General features: G+C 31.4%; 14 protein-coding genes and 1 pseudogene. All 15 read left to right on the top strand.

The window, feature by feature from the left end:
• Positions 1-7 precede the first annotated feature (7 nt).
• The 15 genes and pseudogenes from RG565_RS00930 (at position 8) to RG565_RS00860 (ending at position 14,455) form a co-directional block, all read left to right on the top strand.
• A complete protein-coding gene (locus RG565_RS00930; RefSeq protein ID WP_268732147.1) occupies positions 8-703 on the top strand; it encodes a Wzz/FepE/Etk N-terminal domain-containing protein in 696 nt (231 codons plus the stop codon).
• A gap of 12 nt (positions 704-715) precedes the next feature.
• Complete coding sequence (locus RG565_RS00925) at positions 716-1,411, top strand: tyrosine-protein kinase (RefSeq protein ID WP_003026604.1); 696 nt, start codon at positions 716-718, stop codon at positions 1,409-1,411.
• A gap of 22 nt (positions 1,412-1,433) precedes the next feature.
• Entirely contained in the window at positions 1,434-2,807 is a 1,374-nt protein-coding gene (locus RG565_RS00920; protein ID WP_247936865.1) for a sugar transferase, read from the top strand.
• Between the two features lie 37 nt (positions 2,808-2,844).
• A complete protein-coding gene (gene cps2T / locus RG565_RS00915) occupies positions 2,845-4,023 on the top strand; it encodes a beta 1-4 rhamnosyltransferase Cps2T (RefSeq protein WP_247936864.1) in 1,179 nt (392 codons plus the stop codon).
• A 332-nt stretch (positions 4,024-4,355) separates the two neighbouring features.
• On the top strand, positions 4,356-4,616 hold the full coding sequence (locus RG565_RS00910) for a hypothetical protein (protein WP_247936863.1): 261 nt from the start codon (positions 4,356-4,358) through the stop codon (positions 4,614-4,616).
• Between the two features lie 98 nt (positions 4,617-4,714).
• Positions 4,715-4,963, top strand: coding sequence for an NAD(P)H-dependent glycerol-3-phosphate dehydrogenase (locus RG565_RS00905; protein WP_308937436.1), 249 nt, complete (start codon positions 4,715-4,717; stop codon positions 4,961-4,963).
• Positions 4,960-5,351: pseudogene (gene tagD, locus RG565_RS00900) on the top strand (glycerol-3-phosphate cytidylyltransferase). The gene RG565_RS00905 and the pseudogene tagD overlap by 4 nt, the downstream one beginning before the upstream one ends.
• Positions 5,352-5,360: 9 nt before the next feature.
• Complete coding sequence (locus RG565_RS00895) at positions 5,361-6,188, top strand: phosphorylcholine transferase LicD (protein ID WP_247936861.1); 828 nt, start codon at positions 5,361-5,363, stop codon at positions 6,186-6,188.
• The gene (locus tag RG565_RS00890; protein WP_247936860.1) at positions 6,181-7,149 is read left to right on the top strand and encodes a capsular polysaccharide synthesis protein; all 969 of its coding nucleotides are present in this window, start codon (positions 6,181-6,183) and stop codon (positions 7,147-7,149) included. Before RG565_RS00895 ends, RG565_RS00890 begins: the two co-directional genes overlap by 8 nt.
• Positions 7,146-8,291: a glycoside hydrolase family 99-like domain-containing protein gene (locus tag RG565_RS00885; RefSeq protein ID WP_247936859.1), complete on the top strand. Its 1,146-nt coding sequence runs from the start codon at positions 7,146-7,148 to the stop codon at positions 8,289-8,291. The genes RG565_RS00890 and RG565_RS00885 overlap by 4 nt, the downstream gene beginning before the upstream one ends.
• Positions 8,284-10,224, top strand: coding sequence for a capsular polysaccharide synthesis protein (locus RG565_RS00880; protein WP_247936858.1), 1,941 nt, complete (start codon positions 8,284-8,286; stop codon positions 10,222-10,224). Before RG565_RS00885 ends, RG565_RS00880 begins: the two co-directional genes overlap by 8 nt.
• A gap of 9 nt (positions 10,225-10,233) precedes the next feature.
• Positions 10,234-10,821, top strand: coding sequence for a DapH/DapD/GlmU-related protein (locus RG565_RS00875; RefSeq protein ID WP_247936857.1), 588 nt, complete (start codon positions 10,234-10,236; stop codon positions 10,819-10,821).
• Between the two features lie 10 nt (positions 10,822-10,831).
• A complete protein-coding gene (locus tag RG565_RS00870) occupies positions 10,832-12,022 on the top strand; it encodes an O-antigen ligase (RefSeq protein ID WP_247936856.1) in 1,191 nt (396 codons plus the stop codon).
• Entirely contained in the window at positions 12,019-13,452 is a 1,434-nt protein-coding gene (locus RG565_RS00865) for a lipopolysaccharide biosynthesis protein (protein WP_247936855.1), read from the top strand. Before RG565_RS00870 ends, RG565_RS00865 begins: the two co-directional genes overlap by 4 nt.
• A gap of 238 nt (positions 13,453-13,690) precedes the next feature.
• Positions 13,691-14,455, top strand: a complete 765-nt coding sequence (locus RG565_RS00860) for a hypothetical protein (RefSeq protein WP_247936854.1) — start codon at positions 13,691-13,693, stop codon at positions 14,453-14,455.
• The last annotated feature ends 2 nt before the right edge of the window (positions 14,456-14,457 follow it).

Here is a 14,457-nt window from a genome sequence, read left to right as displayed (position 1 = left end):
AGAAGAAATGAAAAATCAAGATAATCAGACGGTGGAAATTGATGTTCTATCATTAGTTAAGACCCTGTGGAGACGAAAATTTCTCATCATTGTGACCGCTTTTGCAATGGCTATTGTTGCTTTAGGCTATAGTACCTTTATTATAAAACCGAATTATACTAGTACAACTCGTATTTACGTTGTAAATCGACAAGCCAATGAAAACTCTACTCTTACCAATCAAGACCTTCAAGCTGGAACATACTTGGTAAAAGACTACAAAGAAATCATTTTATCTCAAGATGTGTTAGCAAAAGTGATTGATGACTTGAAGTTAAATGTACAACCAAGCGCATTAGCTAAAAAAATCAATGTCACCGTCCCAACGGATACGCGTATTGTGTCTATTGCTGTTTCAGATGGGGATGCCAAAGAAGCTGCGCGTATTGCTAATAGTTTACGCCAAGTTGCAGCTGAAAAAATTATTGCTGTTACCAAAGTAGCCGATGTAACAACGTTAGAAGAGGCAGAGGTACCTAATTCCCCTTCTTCACCAAATATTAGACGTAATACCTTGATTGGTTTCCTTGCAGGCGGGGTTTTAATCTCAGTTGTGATTCTTGTCGTTGAAGTGTTAGATGACCGAGTGAAAAAGCCAGAAGATGTAGAAGAAGCGTTGGGAATTACTCTTCTTGGAGTTGTGCCAAATATGAATAAACTATAAGAGAGGAAAACAATGCCGAGTTTAGAATTAGCTAAAAATAAAGAAAAAACGATAAAGAAAACAGAAGAATACTACAATGCCTTAAGAACCAATATTCAGCTTAGTGGGGATAATATTAAGGTCATTGCTGTCACTTCTGTACAGTCTGGTGAAGGGAAGTCAACGACTTCTACAAATCTAGCCATTGCTTTTGCACGTTCAGGCTATAATACCTTACTAATTGACGCAGATATTCGTAACTCTGTCATGTCAGGAATTTTTAAAACGCGTGATAAAATCACAGGCCTGACAGATTATCTAGCTGGTGCGACAGATTTGTCAAATGGTTTATGCGAAACAAATATTGACAATCTATTTGTGATTGAAGCTGGACAAGTCTCACCAAATCCAACGGCTTTATTGCAAAGTAAAAACTTTGGAATCATGATTGATATTCTCAGAAACCATTATGATTATATCGTTGTTGATACACCACCGATTGGACTGGTCATTGATGCGGCTATCATTGCTCAAAAATGTGATGCTAGCGTTTTAGTCGTTGAGTCAGGAAATGTAAAACGGAAAACATTGCAAAAGGCAAAAGAACAATTAGAACAAACCGGGACGCCATTTTTGGGAGTTATTCTAAATAAATATGATACACAGTTAGAAAAATATGGCTCTTACGGAAACTATGGCAATTATGGGAATTATGGAAAGAAAAAGTAGAGATTAGCATTTAGGAGTAGGGATGTTTGAAAATAGAAATGAGTTGCAAAAAACAGGAATTGCTTTTATTCAACTAATTGCAGTTTTTGTTGTGATTACGATTATAAATTTAATTTCAAACTTTAGTCTAACTAATAAAGATATTGTGATGTTAATGTTGCTACATATTGTTGCTTTTTATATTAGCAATTATAACTATCATTTTTTTCAACGTGGCTATTTAATTGAATTTACCGAGACACTGAAATACAGTGCTTTTTATGCAGTCATTATCACATTCTCTTCTTTTATGTTGGGAGGCAACTTTTCATTATCTCGTAGCAATCTCATCTTTTTTATCTTGTTGAATGCTTTGGGTGTTTATTGCATTAATCTATTGATCAAGCAATATTATGCACAAGTACATCCAAGATTAAAAAGCAGTAAAAAAGTACTCATCATTACGGTTTCTAATCGTCTAGACAGAATTTTAAAACAATTAACCGAAGCGCGCACATTTAATGAATGTATAGTAGCAATCTCAGTATTTGATAACTCGCGTTACCAACATCCGACAATCCAAACGATACCAAGAGAACGTCTCATCGAATTTGCAACTCGCTCTGTTGTAGATGAAGTTTTTATTAGCTTGCCGAGCGATTACTATTCCATTGAAGATTTGGTTATTCAGTTTGAGAATATGGGAATCACCGTTAATGTGAATATTAACGCCTTGGATTTTCAAATTGGTGAGAAGAAGCTTCAAGAAATTGCTGGCTTTAGCGTGGTCACTTTTTCAACAAATTTCTACAATTATAGCCACATCATTGCCAAAAGAGTTTTGGATGTCATTGGTTCTCTCTTTGGACTTCTTATATGTGGAATTGCAGCTATTTTCCTAGTCCCAATGATTCGTAAGGATGGTGGACCAGCAATTTTTGTTCAAGAACGTGTTGGAAAGAACGGTCGGATTTTTAAATTTTACAAATTTCGTTCCATGTATGTAGATGCTGAAGAGCGCAAAAAAGAGCTGATGGCACATAATACCATGAGTGGTGGGATGTTCAAAATGGATGATGACCCACGAATTACGCCTATTGGAAAATTCATTCGGAAAACTAGTCTAGATGAACTACCGCAGTTTTATAATGTCCTTAAAGGCGATATGAGTCTTGTCGGAACACGACCACCAACTAAAGACGAATATGAGCAATACACACCAGAGCAAAAGCGGAGGTTGAGCTTTAAACCAGGAATTACTGGCTTATGGCAAATCAGCGGCCGCAGTAGCATCACAGACTTTAACGAAGTCGTCAAGCTGGATGTCGCTTATATTGATGGTTGGACCATATGGTCAGATATTAAAATCTTACTTAAAACAATTAAAGTTGTGTTAATGAAAGACGGAGCGAAGTAGTCTTACTTCCTCCTCTCTATTTATGATGGAAGAGAGAATGGGAAAAACAGTTTATATTATCGGTTCTAAAGGAATACCAGCTAAATATGGCGGTTTTGAAACTTTTGTAGAGAAATTAACAGAGTTTCAAAAGGATAAAGACATTCAATATTATGTCGCTTGTATGCGTGAAAACTCAGCTAAGTCTGGAGTCACAGAAGATATTTTTGAACATAATGGTGCCACATGCTTTAACATTGATGTTCCGAATATTGGACCGGCTCGTGCAATCGCTTATGATATTGCTGCCCTCAACAAGGCAATTGAAATAGCAAAGAAAAATAAGGACGAAGCACCGGTATTTTACATTTTAGCCTGTCGAATTGGTCCATTTATTTCAAATCTAAAAAAGAAAATCAAAGCTCTTGGGGGCACTTTGATGGTTAATCCAGATGGACATGAGTGGTTGCGTGCTAAATGGAGCTTGCCTGTTCGTAAATATTGGAAATATTCCGAACGACTTATGGTGAAGCATGCAGACCTTTTGATTTGTGATAGTAAGAATATCGAAAAGTATATCCAAAAAGATTACGCTCGTTATCAACCGAATACAACTTATATTGCTTATGGGACTGACACAACTAAATCACAGCTAACATTCTCAGATGAAAAAGTGCGTTCTTGGTATGGGGAAAAGAATGTCTGTGAGAATGAATATTATCTTGTAGTTGGACGTTTCGTCCCAGAAAATAATTATGAAGCCATGATTCGTGGCTTTATGAAGTCTAACTCTAAGAAAGATTTTGTCTTGATTACCAATGTTGAGCAAAATAAGTTTTATGAGAAACTGCGTCAAGAGACTGGTTTTGACAAAGACCCACGTGTCAAGTTTGTTGGGACGGTTTATGACCAAGAGTTGCTCAAGTATATCCGTGAACATGCTTTTGCTTACCTCCATGGTCATGAAGTTGGTGGAACTAACCCGTCTTTGTTAGAAGCACTGTCTTCAACAAAGCTCAATCTTCTGCTTGATGTCGGATTTAATCGTGAGGTCGGAGAAGATGGGGCGATGTATTGGAAGAAGGATGAACTTTATAGTGTAATTGAAAAAAGTGAGAAATTGTCACAAGAAGAAATTAATAAAGTGGATGAAATATCAACAAAGCAAGTGAAGGAAAGATTTTCTTGGGATTATATTGTTGATAAATATGAAAAATTGTTTAAGGAGTTTAATTAATTGTTTCTAATAGGTGCCATTGGTGCAGGAACATGAAGATTGCTTTAGCACGTGTAGTTTCATTAAATGATAATGTAACTGTTTGGGCAACCATTCTGTCAGAAATTGATGAACTGGTAGAAACGCATCGAAATAATTGAGCGCTTAATATGACTATCCCAAACAATATTATTTTTACAAAATCAATTGAGAAGTTTGTACAAATAGAGATATTATTCTGTTTGCTGTACCATCTGTATTTGTACGTGAAACAGTAACTAAAATTCGAGAATTTATTCCTGAAGATTAAATAATTGTTGATGTTGCTAAAGGAATTGAGAAAAATTCACTATATGTTATCGGAAGTGATAACAACTGAAATAAAGGAAAATGGAAAACATGATAAAATTGAAGTTATAGCTTTATTTGATTCAGCATATGCTGAAGATATTGCATTTAACTTGCCCACCACCATAGTCTCTGCTTGTGAAAATGTTGCTAAATTTGTACAAGTTATTTTTATGAAAGAAAATCTACATGTTTATACCCATAATGATGTCAAAGGTGTTGAATTATGTGGAACACTTAAAAATATTGTAGTGCTAGCTACATGAATTTGGACTTGGTTACTAAGGCAGCGTTAATTACAAGAGGAATGTCTGAAATTAAACGTTTAGGATGTTGGGGAAGCATTTTTTAGGGACTTGCTAGTATTGGCGATTTAATCGTTACAGCAACAAGCAAACATAGTCGTAATAATAAAGTAGGTCAACTTATTGGTCAAGGATATTCAGTTCAAGAAGCACTAAATAAAGTTCAAATGGTTGTAGAGGATGTTAATGCTTTGCCAGTAGCTTTAAAATTATCAGAGATTTACCAGATTGAATTTTCAATTATTTTTGAGGTCAAAGATATTACTTTTGAAAATACAATAATAAAAATAAAAGGGGAAATGAAATGAAACGTGTTATTACCTATGGAACATTTGATCTTTTACATTATGGGCACATTAATCTTTTGAAACGAGCTAAAGCTTTAGGAGATTATCTTATTGTTGTTATTTCATCAGATGAATTTAATTGGAATGAAAAACAGAAAAAATGCTATTTTAGTTATGAACAACGTAAAGCCTTAGTTGAAGCCGTTCGTTATGTAGACCTTGTAATTCCTGAAACAAGCTGGGAACAAAAAAATCTGATGTTCGTGAGTACCACATTGATACTTTTGTTATGGGAGATGATTGGAAAGGTAAATTTGACTTTCTAGAAGAAGAAGGTGTAGAAGTTGTTTATTTACCGCGTACACCTGAAATTTCTACAACACAAATAAAAAAAGATTTGAATAAGTAAAGGATAACCATGGAACCAATTGAAAAACTACATAAAATTGATTTAGAAATAGTAAAGAATGTCATTAAAGTTTTTGAAAAATATGATTTAAAATATTTCATGCTTGGTGGTACGATGCTTGGTGCGATTCGTCATGGCGGTTTTATTCCATGGGATGATGATATTGATTTAGGAATGCCTCGTAAGGACTATGAGAAATTTTTGGAAGTTGCAGAAGATGAACTACCTAGTCATTTACAGATTGTTAACTATAAGAATACTTCATCATATCAATATTATATTACGAGAGTTCAAAATACAGATGTTAAGGTAATTGAAGAACGTATTGGAAATGATTCGAAATTTACTTTTGCATCAATTGACATTTTTCCAATTGATGGTACCCCAAACAATAAATTACTTAGAAAAATATATTATTTTAGAGTATTGACCCATAGGGCATTAATGTCATTGCATTATAAAGATTCAATCGATAGGAAGCGAAAACGTAGAAAATTAGAGAGTGCTTTTATTTGGGTAATGGAAAAAATTCCTTTTGACAAAATAATTAATCCATATAAAGAAAAAGAAAAAATTGATAGATTGCTTTCACACCAAAATATTGATAATTCTAATTATATAGGTAATATCATGGGAGCTTATAGAACACGTGAGATAGTTCCAAAAGAATGGTATGGTGAAGGAACAAAATATAAGTTTGAGGATATTGAACTTATTGGATTTGATAACTATCATGAATATTTGAAATACACATATGGAAATTATATGGAGTTGCCTCCTGTTGAAAGTAGAAAGACGCATTATTGTTTAGAAAGTTTAGTCTCTGAGAATGAATAATAAAATTAATTCTTTTTCTAATATTTTTAAAAAAGTAAATGGATTTGGAGTTTTAAAGCAATACTTTAAATCAGGAGTTCTCTTCTTTGCAATTTTTCAAATTTTTTCACAAGGCTTTTCTAAAAAATCTTTAGAAATTGTTCGAAATTCAGTTGATAATAAAATTTTAAATAAGCTGAGAAAAAAATATACATCATATATTATTGAAAATAAACAGAGAATTTTAAATAGTTCTATTAATCGTAAATCAACCAATAAAGTTTGGGTGATGTGGTTACAGGGAATAGATAATGCTCCTGAAATAGTTAAAGTGTGCTATAATTCTTTGGTTAATAACTTAAAAGATAGAGAAGTTATTCTATTAACAGAAGATAATTATAGCAATTATGTTACTTTTCCTGACTATATTCAAACAAAAATTGATAAAGGTCTAATTGGGAAAGCTCATATGTCAGATTTACTCCGTTTAGAGCTTTTAGAAAATTATGGTGGCACATGGATTGATGCTACGGTACTTGTATCAGATAAGCATATACCTGATTTTATTTTTGATTCAGATTTTTTCATGTATCAAAAATTGAAACCAGCGTTAGATGGTAATCCCTTGTCGGTTTCCAATTGGCTTATCACATCTACGACAAGTAATCCAATTTTAATGATGACAAAAGAATTGTTGTATGAGTATTGGAAGAAACATAATAGTGCAATTCATTATTTTATTTTTCACATGTTCTTTCAACTTGTGATTGAAAATTTTGATGATGAATGGAAAAAAGTTGTTCCTGTTTCAAGTTCAACACCTCATATACTTTTATTAATATTATTTGATAACTATGACAAAGATATGTTGAGTGCAATCTTTTATCAAACATCAATCCATAAACTTACATATAAATTTTCTAAAGAAAAACAGAATCAACCAGATACATATTACCAAAAAATAGTAAAGGATAATAAATGAAAGCAAGGGTTATTGCATTTTACTTACCTCAATTTCATCCAACTGTAGAAAATGATAAATTTTGGGGAAAGGGTTTTACAGAGTGGATTAATGTTGCAAAGGCTAAGCCTCTTTTTAGAGGGCATAATCAGCCACGAATACCCGCTGATTTGGGATTTTATGATTTAAGAATGCCTGAAATCCGTGAAGAACAGGCTAAGTTGGCTAAAGAAGCTGGAATTGAAGGTTTTTGCTATTGGCATTATTGGTTTGGAAATGGTATTCAAACGCTAGAGCGACCCTTTAATGAAGTTTTAGAATCTAAGGAGCCTGATTTTCCTTTTTGTTTAGGTTGGGCAAATCATAGTTGGACAACAAAAACATGGGATAAAGGTAAAAGTAAATCAGACGACACAATGATTTTTGAACAGAAATATCCAGGTGTTGAAGACTATAAGAAACATTTTTATGAAATTTTACCTGCATTAAAAGATAAAAGGTATATTACGGTTGATGGAAAACCATTGTTTTATATTTGGGATCCAAATAATCTACCAAATCCTAAAGAGTTTATTAATTTGTGGAAGAAATTGGCGTATAAAAATGGTTTGCAGGGAATGTATTTTATTGCAAAGGTTGATCCACTTGGAACATTAGGTTTTAATAATATAAAAAATGTAGAGGATAACTTTCAGGAAGAATATCAAAAAATATTAAACATGGGGTTTGATGCAGTAAACTCTCATACTTTGAAATATGCTGAATTGAATGCGAATGGAAAATTAAAAAAAATATTTCATGCCCTAGTTAGAAAATATTTTTCATCAGTTTTTATTGAGAAGTATAAATATAAAGATATTATTCGTTCTTTTAATACGAAAGAGGACTTTCAAGAAAATATCTATCCTCAGTTAATTCCTGGTCGTGATAGATCTCCACGTTCTGGGAAAAAAGCTGTTATCTATTATGAAAATACTCCTGAAGAATTTAGAATAGCGGTAAAAAATGCAATTAGTTGTGTTGAAAAAAGAAATTCTGAACATAGGATAATTTTCTTAAATTCCTGGAACGAATGGGCTGAAGGAGCTTATATGGAGCCTGATACTACTTATGGAAAAAGCTATATTCAAGTACTTAGGGAAGAATTAGAAGACGATGAATAAAGAAGTGAAAATTTCAATTATTGTTCCCATTTATAATCAAGAAAAATATCTTGATATTTCAATACCATCATTATTATCACAATCATACACTAATATAGAAATTATTCTTGTAAATGATGGTTCTACTGATTCGAGTGGAACACTTATTAAAAATTACAGCTTAAGTGACAATCGGATTAAAGTAATAGAAAAAACTAATGGTGGTTTGGTTGATGCAACAATTGCTGGGATCAAAAAGTCTACGGGTAATTATGTCGCATTTCTTGATCCAGACGATAGAGTTGATTGTGATTTTATAGAAAATTTTATCAATGAATTGACAGAAGATATTGATATTATTTCTATGGGATATTATTTGGATAATTTGGGAACCTTAACGCCATGTTATTTATATAAAACAGATATATATACTGGTGAAAAATTGGAGGAACTGACTCGTAATTTTATTTATGAATCTGGAAATATAGCTGTGTCAAATAAGATTTTTATTTCTAGATGGAATAAATTATATAAAACTGAATTAGTACAAGAGGTTGTAAATGATTTTGAAACTTGTAAAGACATTAGCTTAGGTGAAGATACAATATTTACCTCACTTGTTTTAAATAGGAGTAAAAAAGTAAAAGTTATTAAATATCCAAATTCCTATTTTTATAATGTTGGAAATCAAAATTCAATGATGAATTCAAATGATATTATAGTAGGAATACAAAAAAGTAAGATTGCATATAATAAGATAAAACAGATATCTAATATCAGTGAAAATCAAGCTTTAGCACTCTATTTTTTCTTAATTGAGAATTTGTTCCAGAAAAAGAAAAAAGTGATAAATAAATCTTTTGATGAATTGTTTAAATACTTAAAAAAAGATTCACTTTACCAAAAAGCCCTGAATCAAATGATTATAGGTTGTTTGGATAAAATTAAAAAAATTGAACTAAATTCACGAAAAGTATTGACAGGGAGCCAATATACATTCTGTTTTTCTATATTAAGTAATATTAAATTTCTAGCTAAATTTTTTTTAAGAGAGGTTCCTAATAGGATGCAAGATATTAAAAAGTTAGGCTTTTATAAAGCTTGTAGGCTTGCCGAATATAGAAAAGATAGAAGAGAAGCACGCAAGGATTTAATAAATAAACTTCCTATCGTCGAACAAGAGGTATTTCCTTTTTTGGAAAAATATATTGGAAAAAGTGTATCAATAGAAGATACATTTTTACCTAAGAATATTTTTGTATTTTGGTGGGATGGGTTTTCAGGTGCCCCAAATATTGTAAGAAAATGTTTAGAGTCAGTAAAGAAATATAATCCTGATTCAAATGTTATTGAGATTTCTAAGTATAATTTTGGAGATTATACAGATATTCATTCAGAAATACTTAAAGGTTTTTATAAAGGAGACATTTCAATTCAAACATTTTCTGATATTTTGAGATTTAATCTTTTAAAAAATAATGGTGGTGCTTGGATTGACGCAACAATTCTATTTTTAGAAAAATTTGATATTTTTGAAGAACTAAAGGATAAGTCATTTGCTACTATATCATTTACCTCAAGTGCGAATTTCTTAGAATATAAAAACGAAGTATGTTCTTGGTCGGGTTATTTTATAGCCTCAAGAAAGGGAGGTTATTTTGTAACTGTTATGAATAATTTGTTTGAAGAATACTATTTATCATACGGAAAATTTCCATTTTATTTCTTTATTGATGCATTATTTATTATATGTAAAATTAATAAAATTGATAACGAAGTTTTATCAAAAACGAAGTTTGTTTGTGCAGATATGTTCTTATTACCAAAACTATATGATAAAGATTTTAATATTTACTCCTTAAAACAATTGAAAAAAATTCCTCAAAAACTTTCATGGTCTCATAAAGGAAATCCAAAATTAACCAATAGTTTTTTTAATCGTTTAGAATTATAAGGTATATTTATGAAAGAATATATATTGAAAGTGTTTCATCCGATAATTATTTTTAATAAACTTTCTTGGTTGATAAATAAAAGAAAGTTAAAAAAAGTGGGTTCACATGTGTCAATTGGTCCGTTCTATGAATTTAAAGGTTCAAAATTTATAACTCTCGGAAACGGTGTTATTGCCAGAAAATTTTTAAAATTACATACTTGGGAAAGTTATAGGGGGAAAAAAACTTGTTATACCCCAAACTTATTGGTTGGAAATTATACTTCATTTGGGGATAACTGTTATATAACTTGTGTCAATAAAATTATTATTGGGAATAATGTACTAATTGGCGATAATGTATTTATAACTGATAATTTTCATGGAAGAAGCTCAAAGAACGATTGTAATATACCACCAGCAGAGAGAGAAATTTGGAGTAAAGGACCAGTTATTGTAGAAGATAATGTTTGGATTGGTCGAAATGTAAGTATAATGCCGGATGTGACAATTGGTCGTGGTACGGTAATTGGTGCGAATTCTGTTGTAACTAAAGATATACCAGAATTTAGTGTAGTAGTTGGCTCTCCGGCAAGAGTTATTAGAAAGATTATGTAGGTTTTATTGTATGATAAAAATTCAAAAGAATGTTTTGATTGCTTTTTTGGCATTAATTATATTTTTTGAACCTACTTATATTTCTATTTTGCCTCATGAGGGAATCCTTTATAATATTTTGAAGCTTATTACCGCACTATTCATTTTTATATATTTTATAAAACGAAAAAAAACTTTATCTATCTCTCAGATTTTAGTATTAGTAGGTGAGTTAATAGTACTTGTTTTTACTATTCTGAATAATGGTCAAATTGAGTCAGAATTTCTTAATTTTATAATGTTAGGTACCTTAGTTCTTTTAATAGAACTATATAGTGATGATTTTATTTCGCTATTAGAGGCACTTATGCTACACTTTGAATTATGTATCTATATTAATTTAGGTTCTTTAATATTATTTCCAGAAAGGTTATTTAGTCGTTCTAATGTCGCTTATGGAGCAACTTATGAATGGTTTCTTGGTTCACGAAATAGTTTTATTAGTTGGTTGCTACCGGGTTTAATAATTGCTTTGATATACAGATTTTATAAGAGAAAAAGTATGCGTTGGTTATGTTTGATAGTTGGAATTTTTGTTACACAATTATTTCAGACTTCATCAACTCTTATAGTTTCTTCCACTATTGTATTGTGCTTAGCCGTCTTACCATATTTTAATCGTGTGTTTAGACCGACCATTAGTTTTTGTATATCCATGGTGATTCAGTTTGTAATTGTAATTTTAAATAATGTAAAATTTTTAGCTCCTATTGTAGAAAGCATTCTAGGGAAAAATTTAACTTTTACAAATAGAACTACAATTTGGAAAAATGCTATAAATCATATTAGTATTTTTAGAGGATATGGCAAGTTACAATCAGATCAAGTTGCGGAAATTCTAGGTAATTTTGGTAATTATATTTGGAAGGGTGCTACACATGCACATAATCAATTATTAAATCTTGGATTTCAGGGAGGAATTATTTTAATAATAATTACACTTGTTATTTACTACATTGCTTTTTGGAAATTAGAATATTTCTGGAATAGTCCCATTGCTCGTGTATATTCTTTTGGTTTATTTGCATACATTATAGCTGGTTATACTGAGGTTACTAATCATTTATTGTTGCAAATGATAGTTATTCTTCCGTTAGTTGTTGAGAAAACAATTATTACCATGGACGATAATGTTCAATTTAAAAGGATTATTTTAAAATGAAGAACTCTAAAAAAAATGTAATTAAAGGACTTTTTTGGACACTTTCAGAGAGATTTATGTCACAGATTGTTTCTGTAATAGTTACTGTAATTTTAACTAGACTATTAGCGCCAGAAGATTATGGTGTGGTATCAGTTGTCACTGTTATAATTACAATCTTAAATGTGTTCATGACGAGTGGTTTTAGTGCATCATTGATTCAGCAAGAAGATGTTGAACAGATTGATTATTCAACTGTTTTATATTTTAGTATCTTATTGGGGTTCTTGCTTTACATTGGAGTAGTTGCCATTTCCCCTATGTTAGCAACGTTTTATAGTTTACCTCAGCTTGAACTAGTTTTGAAAATACTAGCCTTAAAAATCCCTCTGTCAGCTCTAAATTCGGTACAACAAGCTTATGTTTCTAGAAATATGTTATTTAAAAAATTTTTTATCTCTACAGTAACTGCAACAATTGTATCAGGGGGTATAGGAGTGATAATGGCATACACTAATTTCGGTGTATGGGCTTTAGTTGCTCAAGATTTATCAAATGTTATAACTATAAGTGTAGTATTATGGTTTTCTGTAGGATGGAGACCAACATTCCAGTTCTCTTTTACCAGATTAAAAATCCTTTTTGATTTTGGAGTAAAGATATTTGTTCAAACCTTATTTAATACTATATATGCAAATATCCGTAGTTTATTAATTGGAGGATTTTATTCTCCGACTGACTTGGCTTATTATACTAAGGGGAATCAATACCCTAATTTAATAGTTACGAATGTTGATACGGCTGTTAGTAAAACAATGTTTCCAGTTATGTCAAGAGAACAAGAAGATTTGACAAGAATAAAGTTATTAGCTAGAAGGACTGCTCAAGTAAGCTCATATATAATGAGTCCAATATTAGTGGGATTTTTCGTGTGTGCTGAACAGATTGTTTCGGTTGTTATGACAAATAAGTGGCTTCCAGCTGTTCCTTATATCAGAATAATTTGTATCTGTTTGTTAATTAGAGCTTCTCAAACTGCTATTTTACAAGCAATAAAATCTATTGGTAGGTCAGATGTTGTTTTGAAAATGGATATCCCTGTTCGAATATTGGCTCTATTTATCCTCATGATTACAATTAGATTTGGTGTTATCTATATTGCGGTATCAGAGATTATCATAGAATTTTTAGCCTTACTAATTTACTCATATTATTCATCCCGATTGTTGAACTATGGATATTTGGAAATTTTTGGTGATTTTTTAAAAAATGTTGCTTTATCTGTAATCATGGGAGGAATGGTATATTTTCTTGGGAGTATTAGTAGTTTTAGTTCATTAGCCACTCTTATAATTCAGATTTTTCTGGGGGGAATTATTTATATTTTATTGTCAATTTTCTTAAAAAATGAAAGTTGGGCTTTGTTTATCTCTGTAATTCGCAAAAATTAAAAGGATAGTTTTTGTTAGTTCGTTGGAAGATAGTCAATTATTACAATCTTTTCATCTAACTTAGCTTTTACTCTCCCACCTAACTCTAGCACACGAATGAAACTTTCGCATTTTAGGAAAGTGTCTCATTTGCGTGCTTTTTTTAATGCTCAAAAAGAGACAAAAATATATAGACAAATGGTTTGAAAACAGGTATAACTATATTTATCTTAAAATGAAAGCATGTGGGAGGGATTGTATGGACCAAGAACATTTTTTGTGGATAACGATTAGTTCATATTATTATTTCTATTTGGTTTATTGTTTGGTTGTAGACAAGAGATTGTTTAGTGAGATTCGAGAGACAGGTTTTCGACCGATTGATGAGCATGTTTCGATGTCAGAAACAAACACTTTTGGACGGGGAGTAATGAATGGTTTGTTCTACTTTACGTTGCCAGTTTATTTGTTTTTGAATCGCATGCATTATTATCAAGCGAGAGATGAGAAAGGCAAGCGTCTGCACAAGCATGATTTTCTTTATCGCTATAGTGTCTATGTTACTTTTCCTTTATTGATGACGAGGATTATGGTTTATTTTGCTCAGGATGATACGAATGAGGTTATCAATACAGTATCTAATTTATACTATACGTTGGTCTATCGGATTCCGTATTTTCAGTTATTGTTTGCTGTGTTGGCGGTGTATGTATATATCTTGGTGACGCATTATGTTGATAAGAAAGTTTGTGGTTTTTACTTTGTCAGTTATTTAATGGTGATTGTGTTGTCGTTGACTTTTATCATTCGGACATTGATAGGATTTTATTTTCTGGAAAGTGTTCCAGACGGGTTGAAGATTTTTTCTTTTTATTATGGGACGGTCTTAGCGTTAGAGAAGTTTTTGGCTTGGTTGATCCTTTATATGGAAAGTCATACTTATGGAAATCGTTTGAAACGGTATTGCTTGTATCAGAGAGAGGTTGCTTCATTCTCGGATGATGTGGCTTTTTCATTCTCTTAGAA

This window comes from Streptococcus sp. IsoGale021 (assembly GCF_031142795.1).
Classification (GTDB): Bacteria; Bacillota; Bacilli; order Lactobacillales; family Streptococcaceae; genus Streptococcus; species Streptococcus hominis.
Note: the sequence above shows the minus strand (reverse complement) of the source record. Positions and strands in the feature narration are given on the sequence as shown.